Source organism: Catenulispora rubra, assembly GCF_015356825.1.
In the GTDB taxonomy this organism is placed as follows: Bacteria; Actinomycetota; Actinomycetes; order Streptomycetales; family Catenulisporaceae; genus Catenulispora; species Catenulispora rubra.
This window is the reverse complement of sequence record NZ_JAACYW010000077.1, coordinates 1-16,292: the sequence shown is the minus strand read 5'-3', so window position 1 is coordinate 16,292 and position 16,292 is coordinate 1. Positions and strand designations below refer to the sequence as shown.

Below are 16,292 nucleotides of genomic sequence, written 5' to 3'. Positions count from 1 at the left end.
CGCCATGACGATGGACGAAGCAGTCCTGGCCGGCGCCTCGCCCGAGGAACTGGCCCACACCCCGCTGCCGGAGGAGTTCCCGGCCGCGCACCTGCGGATCCAGGACGAGACGCTGTTCGCCGGCGTCGACGGCGACCGCGACGTGCGCAAGACCCTGCACGTCGGGCCGGTGCCGATGCCGGCGCTGGCGCCGGACGAGGTGCTGATCGCCGTCCTGGCCAGCTCCATCAACTACAACACGGTCTGGTCCGCGACCTTCGAGCCGATGTCGACGTTCGGCTTCCTGAAGGCCTACGGCCGCCAGGGCGGCTGGGCCGCGCGCCACGACCAGCCCTTCCACGTCCTGGGCTCGGACGCGGCCGGGGTCGTGGTCCGGGCCGGCGACGCCGTCCGGCGCTGGCACGTCGGCGACCACGTCATGGTCAGCGCCGCCTGCGTGGAGGACCAGGAGGCCTCGGCCCAGGCCGACGCGATGCTCAGCGAGAACCAGCTGGCCTGGGGGTTCGAGACCAACTACGGCGGCCTGGCCTACTACACCGTGGCCCGGGCCAGCCAGCTCATCCCCAAGCCGGCGCACCTCACCTGGGAGGAGGCCGCCTCCGTGCCGGCCTGCGCCGGGACCGCCTACCGCATGCTGGTCAGCGACCGCGGCGCCCGCATGAAGCAGGGCGACGTGGTACTGATCTGGGGCGCCGCCGGCGGGCTCGGCGCCTACGCGGTGCAGCTGGTCAAGAACGGCGGCGGGGTCGCGGTCGGCGTGGTCGGCTCCGAGCGCAAGGCCGACGCGGCCCGCGCCCTGGGCTGCGATCTGGTGGTCAACCGCGCCGAGATCGGCCTGGGCGACGGCGACGGCGACGGCGAGGACCCGGCCGAGGCGGTCGCCGCCGGCAAGCGGCTGGGCCGGCTGATCCGCCAGGCCGTCGGCGAGGACCCGCACATCGCCTTCGACCACGTCGGACGCGCCACGTTCGGGATCTCGGTGTTCGTCGTCCGCCGCGGCGGATCGGTGGTGACGTGCGGGTCGAGCACCGGCTACCAGCACCGGTTCGACAACCGCTACCTGTGGATGCGGCTCAAACGGATCATCGGCAGCCACGTGGCGAACCTGCAGGAACAGGTGGACTGCGCCCGGCTGTTCGGCCAGGGCGGCGTGGTCCCGGCGCTGACGTCGCTGTATCCGCTCGCGGAGGTCGGGGAGGCGACCCGGCTGGTCCAGCTCAACCAGCACATCGGCAAGGTCGGCGTGCTCTGCATGGCCGACCGGCCCGGTCTGGGGGTCACCGATCCGGACCGGCGCGCCCGGATCGGCGAGGACCGGCTCACAGTTCTGCGCGGCTACGCGCCCGACGCGGTCAGCGCGGGGTGAGCGCCGTGACGGACGGCCACAACGCCCCGGCTACCGTGCTCGGCACCGGCTCCTACCTGCCCGAGCGGATCGTGACCAACAAGGAGATCGAAGCCTGCGTCCCGGACGCCTCGGCGGAGTGGATCGAACGCCGCACCGGCATCCTGGAACGCCGCTACGCCGCCCCCGAGCAGGCCGCCTCCGACCTGGCGGTGCACGCCGCGCGCGGCGCGCTGGCGGACAGCGGCCTGGACGCCGGCGACCTGGACCACATCATCGTCGCCACCACCACCGGGGACGCCCCGATCCCGGCCACGGCCGCGCTGGTCCAGCGGGCCCTCGGCGCGCGCCGGGCGGCGTGTTTCGACATCAACGCGGCCTGCACCGGGTTCATCACGGGCCTGTCCGTCGCGCGCGGCTGCGTGGCGCTGGACCCGGCGGCGAAGGTGCTGGTGATCGGCGCCGACGTCTGGTCCCGGTTCGTCGACTTCGGCGACCGTGCCACCAGCGTGCTGTTCGGCGACGGTGCCGGAGCCGTGGTCGTCGGGGGCATCGGTGCCGGCTCCGGCCCTGCCCTCGCCGACGGTGATGTCGATGCCGACCGTGCCGATGCCGAGCGTGCCGATGCCGAGCGCGGTGGCATCGGGGCTCCCCGCGGTCTACTCGGTGTAGAGCTGGCCAGCCACGGGGACGTCCACGAACTGATCGGCCTGCCCGCCGGCGGCAGCCGTCGGCCGCCGTCGGCCCAGACCCTCGCCGAGGGCGGCCACACGCTGCGGATGCAGGGCCGCGCGGTCCGGGGGTTCGTCCTGGACAACGTCCCGGACCTGCTCGCCGGGCTGCTGAACCGGTGCGGCCACAAGCCCTGCGACGTCGACCACTTCGTCCCGCACCAGGCCAACGGCGTGCTGGTCGCGGAGCTCGCCGAGGCCGGCGGCCTGGCGGGCGCGCAGACCCACCTGTCGTTGCGCCACAGCGGCAACATCGGCGCCGCCTCGGTGCCGGTCGCGCTGGACCAGGCCAACCGTTCCGGGGCCGTGCGGGACGGGGACCTGGTGCTGTTGGCCGGGTTCGGCGCCGGCATGTCAGCCGGAGCTGCGCTGCTGCGGTGGACCGTCACGGCGGGAGGTCCGCGATGACCGTCTCCACGCTCGCGCCGTACCGGGTCGGCGTGGTCGGCTGCGGCACCATGGGCGGCGGGATCGCCGAAGCGTGTCTGCGTTCCGCGCTGGACGTCAGGGTCCTGGTCTCGGCGGCTTCCCGGGTCGACGCGGCGCGGCAGCGCCTGACCGGGGCGCTGGACCGCGCGGTGGCCAAGGGCCGGCTGGCCCCGGCCGACCGCGACGCGGCGCTGGGCCGGCTGACGGTCACCGCCGACGTCGGCGAGCTGGCCGACCGGGAGCTGGTCGTGGAGGCGGTGGTGGAGGACCTCGACGTGAAGCGGCGCGTGTTCAAGGCCCTGGACGGAGCGGTCGCCGACCCCGGCGCCGTGCTGGCGTCCACCACCTCCAGCCTGCTGGTGGCCGACCTCGCCGCGGCCACCGGCCGGCCCGGATGCGTGGTCGGGACGCACTTCTTCAATCCGGTGCCGGTCATGGCGCTGGTCGAGGTGGTCACCGTCGAGGGGACCGGCGAGCGGGCCGCGGCCACGGTCGAGGCCTTCGTCACCGCGGGGCTGGGCAAGCAGGTCGTGCGGGCCCGGGACCGGTGCGGGTTCGTCGTCAACGCCCTGCTGGTGCCCTACCTCATGGCGGCGGCGCGCATGTACGAGGACGGAGTCGCCTCGGTGGAGGACATCGACCGGGGGATGACCCTGGGCTGCGGGCACCCCATGGGACCGCTGGCCCTGATGGACCTGATCGGTATCGATACCATCGCCACGGTCGCGCAGAGCATGGCCGACAACGGCGGCCCGGTCGCCGAGGTGCCCGCGCTGCTGACCCGCATGGCCCGGGACGGCCGGCTCGGCCGCAAGACCGGGCACGGCTTCCACCGGTACGACCCGCCGCCCGGAGCACCGCGAGGAGCAGCATGACGGAGCCCGATGCGTACACCTCGCCCCGGTTCCAGCGGTACAAGCCGGCCCCCGAGGCGGGGATCCGCCTGGTCTGCCTGCCGCACGCCGGCGGCGCGGCACCCTTCTATCTGGAGTTCGCCAGGACCCTGCACCCGGACGTGGACGTGCTCGCGGTCCAGTACCCGGGCCGCCAGGAGCTGTGGCGGGAGCCGGTGATCGAGTCCCTGACCGAGCTGGCCGACCGGGTCGCCGCCGAGCTGGTCCCGTGGTGCGACCGGCCGGTGGCGCTGTTCGGGCACAGCCTGGGCGCCCTGCTCGGCTATGAGGTCGCCCGGCGCCTGGCCGACGCCGGCCGTCCCGCCGCGGCGCTGTTCGCCTCCGGTCGCCGCGCGCCGTCCGTCCGGCGGCCGGAGATCGCGCATCTGCTGAACGATCGAGACCTGGTCCGGGAGCTCGCGGCGCTCGGCGGCACCGATCCCCGGGTCCTGGAGGACGAGGAGGTCCTCAGGCTCACCCTGCCGGTGGTCCGGGCCGACTACCGGGCCGTGGACTCCTACCGGTACGAACCGGGGCCGCCGCTGGACTGCCCGGTGACCGTGCTCACCGGGCGCGACGACCCGCAGGTGCGGCCGCAGGAGGCCGAGGCGTGGCGGGGGCACGCGGGCGGGGAGTTCGAGGTGGTGACGTTCTCCGGCGGCCACTTCTTCCTCGTGGAGCACAGCCGGGCGGTGACGGAGCTGGTCGCCGCGCGGCTCGCCGCGTTGTCCGGCGCGGACCGGTGACGGACCCGGCCGCCGCTCACGAAGGCCGATCACAGGACGAATCGCAGGACCTTGTGATGGGGTGGCCGGCCGGGATGCCGCCTCCGGTCCTGCCCGAGGAATGCTCCCTGCTGCGGTCCCGCACGGCGGCGGTCGCCCGGGGGGAGGCCGTCCTATTACAAGGCGGCGGCCGGGCCGGGCTTCCGTTGGGCCGTACCGAGGAGGCGCTGCGGAGGTGGATACGGACGCTGTTGGAGATGGAGCTGCCGCTCGCCTACGCCACCGGGCTGCCAGTGGTGAAGGTGGGCTGGACCGTCGGCGGGCGCTCCGGGGACCGGGGTCTGTCTTCGCGTGCCGCATCCGAGGTCTACGCCGCCGCGGTCGTCGCGCTCAATCTTCTCCGGGCGCTGGCCATGGACGCGCCGGATCCGCGGACTCTCTCCCCGGTCGTGGACGGCTCCGACCGTGGATTGCTCGCCGCCGTCAGTCGAGGCCTGACCCTGTCGGACGCGTACGGACTCGGCCGCCGGCCGGCATCGGCGCGCCGTGAGATCTTCGTCGGCAGCCAGACCGGCCCCGCCGACTATGAACGAGCGCTGACAATCACGGCAGCCGAACCGGGCACGGCCTGGGCCGCCAGCGGTCATCTGCAGTGGCTGCACCCCGGTCCGGACGCCGCCACCGACATCACCCGGCTTGCTGCCGTCAGCAACGGCCTGGCCGTCCGCATCGGTGCGCAGACGCGCCCGGACACTGTCCTGGAACTCGTGGACGCCCTCGACCCCCGACGGGAGCCGGGACGCCTGACACTCGTGGTCGGCATGGGCGCCGACGGTGTCCGCGACTCGCTCTCGGTCCTGATCGACAAGGTGCGCGCCGAAGGTGCCACGGTCTGCTGGCTCGCCGATCCGCTCTGCGGCGGCGCCACACCGCAGGCGGCCCTGGCCGGGGTGCGGGCGTTCGTCGAGATCCATCGCGCCCTGGGCAGCCACCCGGGCGGCGTCCATGTGGAACCGGCCCGGCCGGGCCCGGCCGGCACTCGCTTCCTGCTCGACCTCGCGTGCGAGTTCGCGCAGGCCTGCTGACTCCCCGGCCGACAGGCAGGCGGGCCCGGATCCGGCACCGGCGCCATTGCCGATGCCGTAGCCGCAGCCATTACCGTTGCCGTTGCCACCGCCGAACCGTTGCTGTCAGTGCCCGTGCACCGCCGGCAACGGCCGCCGTCACGACGTCGAAGCCTCCGGCATCGCGGCGCGCAGCGGCCCATCGGGCAACCCGGCCCGTCCGGTGATCCCGAGCTTGCGGAACACCCGCGTCAGGTGCTGTTCCACCGTGCTCGGCGTGATCAGCAGCCGTTCGGCGATCTCCTGGTTGGTCAGGCCCTGCCCGGCCAGCGCCGCGACGTGCCGCTCCCGCGCGGTCAGCGAGACCAGCCGGTCGTCGCCGTGCTCGGGATCCCGTTTGGCGCCGTGCCCGCGGCGTCCGGCACCGCCCCGGACGCGGCGGTCCGGGGCCGCGGGGGTCGGCCCGGCCGGGCTGGACCCGTCCAAGCCGTCCAAGCCGTCCATGCCCTCCAAGCCGTCCGTGGCCGAGCCGTCCGGTGTGGCGCCCTCGCGTTCGGTCCCGGCCCGCGAGCCGGCCTCCCGCGCCGGCGGACCGGACTCGGCGGCCAGCGCCTCGGACTCGGCCCGGTGCGCCCGGACGTGGTCGTCGACGTCCAAGTAGGCGTCGCGGAGCGCGAACAGCGTCCGCGCGTGCTCGAACCGGTCGCCGCACTCCTGCATCGCCGCCGCGGCCCCGGTGAGCAGATGGGGACGTTCGGCCGGTGCGGAGGCGTCCGCCAGGACGCGCAGCGCCAGTCCGCGCGCCCGCGAGCTCTGCGGCGTGATCCGGCTCAGCTCCTCCCGCGCCAGGAGCCGCGCCTGCTCCTGGTTTCCCAGGCCCAGCCATCCCTGCGCGGCGCCGGCCCGCCACGGCACCGGCCCGGTGCCCCGGCCCGCCCAGCGCCGGGTGAGCCCGGCGCACAGCAGGAAGTCGGCCAGCGCCGGCCGCGGATCCCCGGCGGCCAGCCGGTACTGCCCGCGCGCGTAGAGGTAGTGCAAGCCGTATCGGCTGTGCAGCATGGCTTCGGGCACCGGCCGCGCCAGGTGGCGCGCGGCTTCGTGGAGTCGGCCCAGGGCGACCTCGGCCAGCACCAGGGTGCTGATCGGCAGTCCGATCGCCACGCCCCAGCCGGCCGGCGGGATCGCGGCGAGCGCCTCGGCCGCCCCCGCGGCGGCCGTCGCCGGCTGTCCCCGCCGCAGCGCGACCTCGGCCTGGACGGCGGTGAACACGGCGGTCCAGGCCGGGGTGTCCCGGCGTCGGGCCTCGGACAGCAGGTGCGCGCACCAGTCGGCCGCGGCGTCCAGCTCGTCGCTGTAGACCAGGCGCAGCACGGTGAGCAGCGCCGACTCCCCGCTCCAGAGCGAGTCGTGGTCGGGCCGGGCGGCGTACAGGAACCCCTCGGCGCGCCCGGCCGGTCGGCCGCCGCCCTCCTGGACCAGGACGTCCGCCAGCTCCGCCGCCGAGGACCAGGGGTCCGGGCGTTGTGCGGACTGCCGCGGCGTGCTGCGCGCGGCGGCGGCCGCGGCGCCGTCGAGCCACGCCGGATACATGCTCTCCATCCAGGCCCTGACAGCCCGCAGGACGCCGGCCTCGGCCGGCGGTGTCTCCTCCGGGCGCCCGCGCCGCTCCAGGATCTCGCGCAACGTGTCCAGCTCGCCGTACCAGGCCAGCATCCAGCACAGGTCGGCCAGGTCGCCGGGCTGCAGGTGCCCGGCCGCCAGGTCCGACTCCAGCGGGGGCAGCGTCACGGCGGCCTTGGCGGGCCGTGCCTGCCATTTCAGACGGCTGATCTGGGCCCGTAACGCGGCTTGGCGCACCGGGTCGTCCTGGGCCCGCAGCGCGTGCTGCAGGAAAGCCAGCGCCTGGCCCGGCTGGCCGCCGGCCAGCGCCTCCCGGGCGGCTCTGGCCAGGGTCTCCCGGGCCCACGGCAGATCGGCCAGCGTGGTCTCGACCAGCTGCGCCGCCAGCACCGCGGCCGGCGCCCCCTGCTCGTGCAACCGGACGGCGGCCCTCCGCCGCAGCACCGTCCGATCCTGCCGCGGGAGGTCGGCGAGCACTTCGGCGGCGACACAGGGGTCGCTGAACGCCGTTCCCTGCAGGATCCCGAGTTCGCCCAGCGTGTGCATGGCGTCCTCGGCGAGGTCCAGGTCCATCCCGGCCACCGCCGCGATCGCCCGGGGGGAGGCGTCGGACCCGAGGACGGCCAGCGCCCGGGACACCGCGAGCAGCCCCGGCTCGCCGCGAAGCAGGACACTGAGTACCGCGAAGCCGTACTGCGAGGGATGCTCCTGCATCCCCGCGCTGTGCAGGTGGATCAGGTGCCGCAGGATCAGCGGGTTGCCGCCGGACAGGTCCGCGTAGCGGGTCCCGTGCCAGTCGGCCTCGGCCTCGCCGAGCCGGCCGGACACCATCGAGCGCACGCCGTCGCGGCCCAGCGGCGCCAGATCGATCTGATGGACCGGGACGTGTTCCAACAGCTCCGAGCGCAGCCGCGACCCGACGGGCCGCCGGCCCGGCCGCTCGGTCATGACCACCGTCGGACCGGAGTTCTGCAACCGCGAGAAGATCCAGCCCAGACATCGCGAGGAGGCCACGTCGAGGTGGTGCAGGTTGTCGATCCCGAGCACCAGCGGCACTTGGGCGCACAGGTCCACCAGGACCCCGAGAATGGTCCGGAGATCCGCGGCGATCGGATCGGGGATCACGTTCTGGTCGGGCCCCGCGGTGCCTTCGCAGGCCGCCATGTTGGAGAACAGGATGTCCATCGCGTCGCGGAGCGCCTTGGGCACCTGCGCGGTCTGGAACAGCTGGGACAGGGTGCTGAACTGCACCGTTCGCTCCTGGTGCGACGCGGAGGCGTTGAGCACCAGCGCGCCGGACTGCCGTACGGATTCCAGGAAACCGTGCAGTACACTGGTTTTCCCGCCGCCGAGGGGCGCTTGGATCAGCGCGAAGCGACTGCTTCCGTGCAGCGACTCGTCGTAGAGCCGATCGAGGGTGGCGAAGACGTCTTCCCGCTCGATCAGACTCGGTATCAGGATGCTTCCGCGCTCTGCCGGGGCCGTCTCGGCCGCGCGTCGCGGTGGGGTTTCGTGGGTTCGGATTTGATGCTGCGATTGGTTCATCGGCGCCCCCGTGCAGTGTGCGCGCATAACGAAACAGGACTCTACCTCAGCCCCGGCCGTTCGGTAAGAGTCTGCCGCCGCGCCATCAAATCAGTGTTCGAAATACGTCGGCATCATTCATCATGCGGCGAATGGACCAGCTCGTCGCATGTAAAGACACTGTCTAGGGGTTCGGGGCCGGGCCGGTCGGCATATCAATACCCGAAGACCCGCCGATGCCCCGCCGACGTAGATCAGAAACCTGTTCCGTGACGCTTGTCAAAACTTCGGCAGCGTGTATCTTGAGCCAAAGCGGGGTGGGCCGACAGGCCCCCGCGAATCGGCGCCGCATCACGGGGTGCGATGTCTCCACTACTCACTCGCATGCGGCCCGACGACCATGGGGATTCTGCGTTGAACCAACCTTCCGACAACGTCCGACTGACTGTGGTCGGCGCGGGGGTGATGGGTGTGAGCATCGCCGCGCTCGCCGTCTCCCGCGGACTGCACGTGACTGTGACCGACAACGAACCGGCCAAGGCGGACGCCGCGGCGGCCAAGGTCGCCCAGGAGCTCCGCCTGGCCAAACTCGTCCGTGCCATCCCGGACGACGCGGTCGCCGGCTCGCTCCGGGTGCGCTCGTCCGTGCCCGAGGACGTGGCCTGCGACGCCGTGATCGAGGCCGTGGTCGAGACCAAGGATGTGAAGACCAAGGTTCTTGCGGAGATCTGCGAGGCCGTCGGTCCCGGCGTTCCCATCATCACCAACACGTCTTCCATTCCGGTTGACGAGTTGGCGGCCGAGGTCCGGTATCCGGAGTCGCTGCTCGGCGTGCACTTCATGAATCCCGCGTATCTGATCGCGACGGTCGAGGTGATTCACGGCGCGCGTACTTCGGAGCAGGTAAAGGCTGGCGCCGGTGCCGTACTGGAAGCCCTGGGCCGCAAGGGCGTGCTCGTCGGCGACGGCCCCGGCTTTGTGACCAGCCGGGTGTCGCACCGCATGATCAATGACGCGATCAAGGTGGTGGAGGAGGGCCGGGCATCGGTGGAGGACGTGGACCTGCTGATGCAGGACTGTCTCGGCCATCGGACCGGGCCGCTGCGTACCGCCGATCTGATCGGTTTGGACAACCTCGCCGATTCCTTGACGGTGCTGCATGAGCGGACCGGTGACGAAAGCTTCCGCCCGGCCGATTTGTTGCTGGCCAAGGTCGCGGCCGGTGAGCACGGACGTAAGTCCGGTCGCGGTTTCTACAGTTACTAGGGGGCTGGACATATGGCAGCTCAGATAGAGATGGACGCGAACCTCGCCGAGTATGTGACCCGGATGTCGTTGCGTGATGACGAGATCCTGGCGGATTTGCGTGCTGAGACCGCGCGTTTCCCGGTGGCTCACGCGATGTTGGTGATGCCGGAGGAGGCCCAGTTCATCGCGTTGTTGGCGACCACTGTGCGGGCTGAATCAGTCCTCGAAATCGGGACGTTCACCGGTTACACGACGCTGTGTCTGGCCCGGGTCGTGGGTCCGGGCGGCCGGGTGGTGACGTGCGACATCAGTGAGCCGTGGACGCGGATCGCGAGCCGGTATTGGGCGCGGGCTGGCGTCGATGACCGGATCGACCTGCGGATCGGTGACGCCGTGGAGACACTGGCCACCATCGTCGAGACCGACGGCCCGGAGTGCTTCGACCTGGTCTTCGTCGACGCGGACAAGGAACGGTCAGTCCACTACTACGAGCAGGCGGTCGCCTTAACCAGGCCGGGCGGTCTGATCGTCCTGGACAACACGCTGTTCTTCGGCCGGGTGGTCGACCCGGCAGCCCAGGATGCCGCCACCGTCGCCATCAGGGAACTGAATCAGGTTGTCCGGGCCGACACCCGCGTCGAGGCCTCGATGCTGTCCATCGGCGACGGTGTGACGATCGCCAGGAAGCGTGACCGCTGAGCCCGGCGAGATTCTTCGTATTCTGATCCACCACAGGGGAGTGCACCATGGCGAACACGGCCGATCCGACGCGGTTCTCGGAGGAATCGGTGGGCGGGAAGCTGACCGCCTTCCTGGAGGCCAGGACGCGAAGAGTCTGGGAGCCGACCGCGGACCTGTTCGAGTCGGGGGCTGTCACGTCGTTGTTCGCCATGGAGTTGGTCGTCCACATCGAGCAGACCTTCGGCGTCACCATCGAGGGCGACGATCTGCAACTGGACAACTTCCGGACCATCGCCGCGATGAGCGAGATGGTGTCCCGGCTGAAGTCGGCCGCACCGACCGATGGCTGAGGCGGTCGAGGAGATCCTGACCAAAGCGGTCGGCGGCGACGCCGGCGCGTGGGATCTCGCCGGGGAGATTCCCCTGGACCTGCTGCACACGTTGGGCGCGCAGGGGATTCTGTGTGCGGAGGTCGCCTCGGAGTGGGGCGGCCTCGGATTGACCGGTACCGAGAACGGCCGGATGACGGCGCACGCCGGAAGCCTGTGCAGCTCGTTGCGGAGCGTGATGACTTCGCAGGGCATGGCTGCCTGGACCATCCAGCGGTTCGGCGACCAGTCTCAGCGCGCTGCGTATCTGCCGCGGCTCACGGGTGGCGAGATCGCAGCGGTCTGCTTCAGTGAGCCGCAGGCCGGCAGTGATCTGTCGGCCATCTCCACCGAGATCACCGAGGTCATCGAGGTCACCGAGCAGGGCGACGAACTGGTCCTCACCGGTGAGAAGGTCTGGGCGACCGCAGCGGCCTACGCGGACCTGCTCGTGGTCATCGCCAAGTTCGGACAGAGCGCCGCGGCCGTCGTCGTGCCGGCTTCGGCTGAGGGCGTCACCGTAACGCGAATACCCGCCACCACCGGATGCCGAGCCGCCGGACACTCCGATGTCCGCCTGGATTCGGTCCGTCTTCCCCGGCAGGCGCTGCTGGCCGGTTCCCGGCTGCCGGTGACGATGCTGGTGACGATGGCGCTGACCTACGGCCGGCTGTCGGTGGCCTGGGGCAGCGTCGGCATGCTGCGCGCGTGCCTGGCTAGCTGTGGTGAGCACGTCCAGAACCGGCAGCAGTTCGGCCAGCCGCTCATCGAGCACCAGCTGGTGGCGCGGCACCTGGCCGAGCTGTACGTCGCCGAACAGACCGCGACCCTGACCTGTGAGCAGGCGAGCCGGAGCTGGACGGAGAAGGCGCCGTCGATGGTTGCCGATGCCGTGCTGGCCAAGTACGTCGCCTCGGGCAACGCCGCGCGCGGCGCGGCCACGGCCATGCAGGTCATGGCTTCGGTCGCAGCCCGGGACGGACACGTCGTGGCGCGGGCGTACCGGGACGCGAAGCTGATGGAGATCATCGAGGGGACCTCGGAGATCTCCCAGCTCATCCTCGCCCGCCGAGCCCTGGAGGGAACCCTGTGACCATCGGTATCGGCGCCATCAGGTGTCTGCTTCCCGGCGACCGCGTGGAGGTCGCCGAGCTGCCGGAGATGCTGCGGCTGACGGATACGGAGAAAGAGTTCGTGGCGCGCAGCGGTGTGCGCACCGTGGGTGTTTTCGACGGCAAGTCCCCGGCCGAACTCGCGGCGCAGGCGTGTCGGGAGTTGCTGATCGACGCGCCGACCGAACCAGATCTGATGATCCTGATCGGCCCTCGGGCCCCGGATGTACTGATCGGTTCGGATGCGGGTCGGGTGCAGGCCGAGAGCAACCTCGCCAGCACCTTCCCGTTCACCCTGGACGGCCTGGGCTGCGCCGGCTCCTCTGCGGCGTGGGCGCTGGCCCGGGATCTGCTGATCGCCGATCCGGCCCGAAACAGCATCCTGATTACTTACGCGAGCCGTCCCACTGGCGTGGATCGGATCCGGGTTCCGGTCACGGTGATCGGGGACGGCGCCTTCGCCATGACCATGGTCCGCGGCGGCCGGCCGGTACTCAGAGCGCATCGCATGGAGGCCGACGGTAGGTTCCACGACCTGTTCCGCGTGGACTACAAGCAGACGCCGTTCGAGCAGTGGCGTGAGGAGTGCCGGGACAACGACGTCTACAGCTTCCAGTTGGCGATGGAAAGCCGGGTCCGGCTGTCGCGGCTGGTGGACCAGGTGTTGGCCGATGCCAGCGTCACCAAGGCAGACGTCGCGACGACGCTGATGCAGAACGTGACCGCCAGCGCCTACACCTTCTACGAGAAGGTTCTGGGTTTGCCGATCCATCCCGTATGCGCCGCTCACCTAGCCGACGGCGGCCACCTGGGCGCGATGGACGTGGTCCTGAACCTCGACCAATTGCTGCGCACCGGCGATGTGGGGCCCGGCGACCTGGTCCTGGTCCTGAGCAACAGCCCAGTCGCCGCATGGACCGTCACCTTGTGGGAGGTGTAATAACCGTGACAACCAAAATCATCAAATGCCTGGTCTGGGACTTAGACAACACCCTGTGGCAGGGAACCCTCCTGGAGGACGGCGACGTCCAACTCGCCGACGAGATCCGCCGCACCGTCGTCGGACTGGACCAGCGCGGGATCCTGCAGTCCATAGCCAGCCGCAACGACCCGGACCACGCCTGGAACACCCTGGAGAAGCTTGGCCTGTCCGAATACTTCATCCTCCCGCGTATCGGCTGGGGCCGGAAGTCGGATTCGATCACCGAGATCATCGCAGGGCTCGGATTCGCCGAGCACGCCATCGCCTTCATCGACGACCAGCCCTTCGAACGCGCCGAGGTGGCCCACTTCCACCCCGAGGTCCACTGCTACGGCGCCGACCAAGCCCCCACACTCCTGGACCTGCCCGAGTTCAGTCCCCCGGTGGTGACCGCCGACTCCCGCCAGCGTCGCAGCATGTACCAGGCCCGCTTCCAACGCGACGCCGAACAGGCCTCGTATCAGGGCCCGGACGAGGAGTTCCTGCGAAGCCTGGAGATGGTCATGACCATCGCCCGCGCCACCGAGTCAGACCTGGACCGCGTGGAGGAGCTGACGCTTCGAACCAGCCAGATGAACGCGACAGGGATCCACTACTCCGCCGAAACCCTCCAGTCGTTCATCGCAGACCCAGACCATGAGGTCCTGGTCGTCACCCTCACCGACAAGTTCGGCCCACACGGTGCCATCGGCGTGATCCTCCTCGAAAGACGCCCCCAGGCCCTGCGCATCAGGCTGCTGGCAACCTCCTGCCGCGTCGTCGCCTACGGCGTCGGCGCCGCCCTGCTCCGCTGGCTCACCGACCAGGCCCACCACACCGGCGTCCACCTCAACGCCGACTTCCGCACCACAGCCCGCAACCGCATGATGGAAATCGCCTACCGCTTCGCCGGCCTCAAAACCGAACAATGCGCCTGCCTGACCGGCACAGAAACCACGCAGGCCCCAGCGGACGCCGAGGAAATCACCCACCTGCACCTGGTGCCGACCGCCCAACCCCAGACCTCGACCATGCGCATCGACGCGGTGGATCTGGCCTTGCGGTAGCCGCGTCCCACTCGCTCCACCACGACCTCAGGCGGACACCCCACTGGTACCCCGGTACCAGCCCCGCCCCCGACCGCACCTAGCGTCATAAGTGCAGGTCGCGGCGGGTTCGTTCGCGACGGATACGGGACGCGAATGGAGTGCGGCTGTGATTGAAGGGCGTGGGTTGACCAAGCGGTACGGGGACAAGACGGTCGTCGACCGCCTGTCCTTCACCGTGCGGCCCGGTGAGGTGACCGGCTTCCTCGGGCCCAACGGCGCCGGGAAGTCCACGACGATGCGCATGATCGTCGGCCTGGACGCGCCGTCCAAGGGCTCGGCGCGCCGCGGCCAGCGGCTTCCTGCTCACACGGCGTCCTCGCGCCGTCCGACGCCGCCGCGGCCCAGGACCCCCGCCTGAAGGACCTCAGCGAGCGCGAACGCGAGGTCCTGGTCGCCGTCGGCAACGGCTGGACCAACGCCGAGATCGCCGAGCGCTTCGTCCTGTCCGAGTCGACCGTCAAGAAGCACGTCGGCCACATCCTCGCCAAAGTCGGCGCGCGCGACCGCATCCAGGCCGTGATCCTCGCCTACGACACCGGGCTCGTCCGCACCAAGCGAACCTCGGCTGGATCCTTGCGGCGGTGGCGTTCTGCCTGATCATGGGACGGATCCGGGGCGGCCCGTTCCGCTGACTGAGCCACGTCGGGCAGGGCACCCCCGTGCGTGAGAAGCTTCAGACGTGGCTACCCGCATGAAGATCGCGATCCTCGACGACTACCAGGGCGTGGCGCTGAGCCTGGCCGACTGGGCGAGCCTGGACGCCGACACCACCGTGTTCGGCGAGCCCTTCGCCGACGCCGACCAGGCCGTCCGCGCCCTGGCCGGCTACGACGTGATCGTCGCGATGCGCGAGCGCACCCGCTTCCCGGCCGAGGTCCTGGAGCGGCTGGGCGACCTGCGCCTGCTGGTCAGCACCGGGCCGCGCAACGCCGCCATCGACCTGGCCGCGGCCCGGCGCCTGGGCGTCACCGTCTGCGGGACCGGCTACTCCGCGACGCCGACCATCGAGCTCACCTGGGCCCTGATCCTGGCCGCCGCCCGCAACCTGCCCGAGGAGGCGGCCTCGCTGCGCGCCGGCGGCTGGCAGCAGGGCCTCGGCACCGGCCTGCACGGCAAGACCCTCGGCCTGCTGGGCCTCGGCCGCATCGGCTCCGAGGTGGCGCGCATCGGCCAGGCCTTCGGCATGACGACGATCGCCTGGAGCCAGAACCTCACCGCCGAGAAGGCCGCGGAGCACGGCGTCCGGGCCGTCTCGAAGGACGAACTGTTCGCGGCCAGCGACGTCCTGACCATCCACATCGTCCTCAGCGAGCGCAGCAGAGGCCTGGTCGGCGCCCCCGAACTCGCCGCGATGAAGAACACTGCGATCCTGGTCAACACCTCCCGCGGCCCGATCATCGACGAGGCCGCCCTGATCGAGGCCCTGCGCACCGACCAGATCGGCAAAGCCGCGATCGACGTCTACGACATCGAGCCACTCCCGGCCGACCACCCGCTCAGGACACTGCCGAACGCACTCGCCACCCCGCACATCGGCTACGTGTCCCGCGACCTCTACGAGACGTTCTACGGAGACGCCGTGGCGGACATCATCGCGTTCCGCGACGGCAGCCCGGTACGAGTGATGGGCTGAAAGCCGCCAGCCGCCGCCTCTTCCGCGATGCTCCTCAGCTCTTCAGCCGCGCCGCCAACCGCCTCGCGTTCATATAAGCGATCGCCTCAATAGAGATCATCGGATTGACCCCCGACGCCGTCGGAAAACACGAAGCGTCCGCCACCACGACGTTCGGCACCTCCCACGTCGCGCCGTCGGGGTTGGTCGCGCTGGTCTTTCGGTCGCCGCCCATCCGCGCCGTGCCCATGATGTGCAGCGCGGCGATCGCGCAGCGCCCCGGCTGGTAGCCGGCGGCGCGGCAGGCCGCGGCGAACTCCTCGTGCGTGCCACGCCGACCCGGCTCGTATGCCGCCTCGGCCTGGTGCGCCGAGTAGACGCGGCGCGCGCCGGCCGCCTCCAGGATCCTCGCCGCGCCCTCGACCCCGGCCTGCAGGTGCGCCGCGTCGAAGTCCGAGAGCCGGTAGTGCGGCACGGCCGTGCCGTCGCGCGCGACCGTGACGCTCCCGCTGTCGCGGTCCCGCGTGATGACGCCGACCGCCGTCGTATGTCCGAGCTCTTTCATAGCCGCCAGATGCGCGGCGCCCCCGCGCCAGTTCATGAATCCCTGAACAGCGGCCGGATTGCCGGGCCCGGTCTCGTAGATGACCCCGTGCCCCCGACCGTCCAGGTCGCTGTGCTCCCGCGAGTAGCGCGTCTGCATCCCGCCCTCCCAAGGTCGGATCTCCTCCTCGAACACGCCCCACACCGCCGTGGCCGGATGCAGCCGCAGATACCGTCCGATCGTCGGGTCCGTGAGCCCGGAGCGTCGAAGCAACGCAGGGGTCTGAATCGCGCCCGCAGCCACCACCACCGCCCGCGCCCGCACGT

General features: G+C 71.2%; 14 protein-coding genes and 2 pseudogenes. 14 read left to right on the top strand and 2 right to left on the bottom strand.

Going from position 1 to position 16,292, the window contains the following annotated elements:
- Window positions 1–4 precede the first annotated feature (4 nt).
- Genes ccrA through GWK61_RS22015 form a run of 5 tightly spaced genes read left to right on the top strand, consistent with a single transcriptional unit; the run spans window position 5 to window position 5,208 of the window.
- Window positions 5–1,366: a crotonyl-CoA carboxylase/reductase gene (gene ccrA / locus GWK61_RS22035; RefSeq protein WP_228562725.1), complete on the top strand. Its 1,362-nt coding sequence runs from the start codon at window positions 5–7 to the stop codon at window positions 1,364–1,366.
- Window positions 1,363–2,484: a 3-oxoacyl-ACP synthase III family protein gene (locus tag GWK61_RS22030; RefSeq protein WP_323747691.1), complete on the top strand. Its 1,122-nt coding sequence runs from the start codon at window positions 1,363–1,365 to the stop codon at window positions 2,482–2,484. The genes ccrA and GWK61_RS22030 overlap by 4 nt, the downstream gene beginning before the upstream one ends.
- Window positions 2,481–3,380 carry a 3-hydroxybutyryl-CoA dehydrogenase gene (locus GWK61_RS22025; protein WP_194910936.1) on the top strand — a complete coding sequence of 300 codons (900 nt, stop codon included), beginning with the start codon at window positions 2,481–2,483 and terminating at the stop codon, window positions 3,378–3,380. Before GWK61_RS22030 ends, GWK61_RS22025 begins: the two co-directional genes overlap by 4 nt.
- Window positions 3,377–4,144: a thioesterase II family protein gene (locus GWK61_RS22020; protein WP_194910935.1), complete on the top strand. Its 768-nt coding sequence runs from the start codon at window positions 3,377–3,379 to the stop codon at window positions 4,142–4,144. The genes GWK61_RS22025 and GWK61_RS22020 overlap by 4 nt, the downstream gene beginning before the upstream one ends.
- Window positions 4,145–4,200: 56 nt before the next feature.
- Window positions 4,201–5,208, top strand: coding sequence for a 3-deoxy-7-phosphoheptulonate synthase (locus tag GWK61_RS22015; protein ID WP_194910933.1), 1,008 nt, complete (start codon window positions 4,201–4,203; stop codon window positions 5,206–5,208).
- A gap of 138 nt (window positions 5,209–5,346) precedes the next feature.
- Here GWK61_RS22015 and GWK61_RS22010 read toward each other — a convergent pair whose 3' ends face one another.
- Entirely contained in the window at window positions 5,347–8,352 is a 3,006-nt protein-coding gene (locus GWK61_RS22010) for a helix-turn-helix transcriptional regulator (RefSeq protein WP_194910932.1), read from the bottom strand.
- A gap of 363 nt (window positions 8,353–8,715) precedes the next feature.
- On the opposite strand from GWK61_RS22010, the gene GWK61_RS22005 reads away from it, so the two are divergent.
- From GWK61_RS22005 to GWK61_RS21965, 9 genes and pseudogenes are all read left to right on the top strand, one after another.
- The gene (locus GWK61_RS22005) at window positions 8,716–9,597 is read left to right on the top strand and encodes a 3-hydroxyacyl-CoA dehydrogenase family protein (RefSeq protein WP_194910931.1); all 882 of its coding nucleotides are present in this window, start codon (window positions 8,716–8,718) and stop codon (window positions 9,595–9,597) included.
- A 12-nt stretch (window positions 9,598–9,609) separates the two neighbouring features.
- Window positions 9,610–10,278 (top strand): O-methyltransferase, encoded by a 669-nt coding sequence (locus GWK61_RS22000; RefSeq protein WP_194910930.1) that lies wholly within the window; start codon window positions 9,610–9,612, stop codon window positions 10,276–10,278.
- Between the two features lie 47 nt (window positions 10,279–10,325).
- Entirely contained in the window at window positions 10,326–10,610 is a 285-nt protein-coding gene (locus tag GWK61_RS21995) for an acyl carrier protein (RefSeq protein ID WP_194910929.1), read from the top strand.
- Window positions 10,603–11,721 (top strand): acyl-CoA dehydrogenase family protein, encoded by a 1,119-nt coding sequence (locus GWK61_RS21990; RefSeq protein ID WP_194910928.1) that lies wholly within the window; start codon window positions 10,603–10,605, stop codon window positions 11,719–11,721. Before GWK61_RS21995 ends, GWK61_RS21990 begins: the two co-directional genes overlap by 8 nt.
- The gene (locus GWK61_RS59660) at window positions 11,718–12,680 is read left to right on the top strand and encodes a 3-oxoacyl-[acyl-carrier-protein] synthase III C-terminal domain-containing protein (protein WP_323747689.1); all 963 of its coding nucleotides are present in this window, start codon (window positions 11,718–11,720) and stop codon (window positions 12,678–12,680) included. The genes GWK61_RS21990 and GWK61_RS59660 overlap by 4 nt, the downstream gene beginning before the upstream one ends.
- Entirely contained in the window at window positions 12,680–13,768 is a 1,089-nt protein-coding gene (locus GWK61_RS21980; protein ID WP_438939777.1) for an HAD-IIIC family phosphatase, read from the top strand. Before GWK61_RS59660 ends, GWK61_RS21980 begins: the two co-directional genes overlap by 1 nt.
- Before the next feature lie 148 nt (window positions 13,769–13,916).
- Window positions 13,917–14,123, top strand: a pseudogene (locus GWK61_RS21975) (ATP-binding cassette domain-containing protein); the annotation flags it as partial.
- Window positions 14,114–14,407, top strand: a pseudogene (locus tag GWK61_RS21970) (response regulator transcription factor); the annotation flags it as partial. The pseudogenes GWK61_RS21975 and GWK61_RS21970, both read left to right, overlap by 10 nt.
- A gap of 94 nt (window positions 14,408–14,501) precedes the next feature.
- Complete coding sequence (locus GWK61_RS21965; protein WP_194910943.1) at window positions 14,502–15,443, top strand: D-2-hydroxyacid dehydrogenase family protein; 942 nt, start codon at window positions 14,502–14,504, stop codon at window positions 15,441–15,443.
- A 34-nt stretch (window positions 15,444–15,477) separates the two neighbouring features.
- Here the strand turns inward: GWK61_RS21965 and GWK61_RS21960 are convergent.
- A partial coding sequence (locus tag GWK61_RS21960) for a GMC family oxidoreductase (RefSeq protein WP_194910926.1) occupies window positions 15,478–16,292 on the bottom strand: 815 nt, incomplete at its 5' end.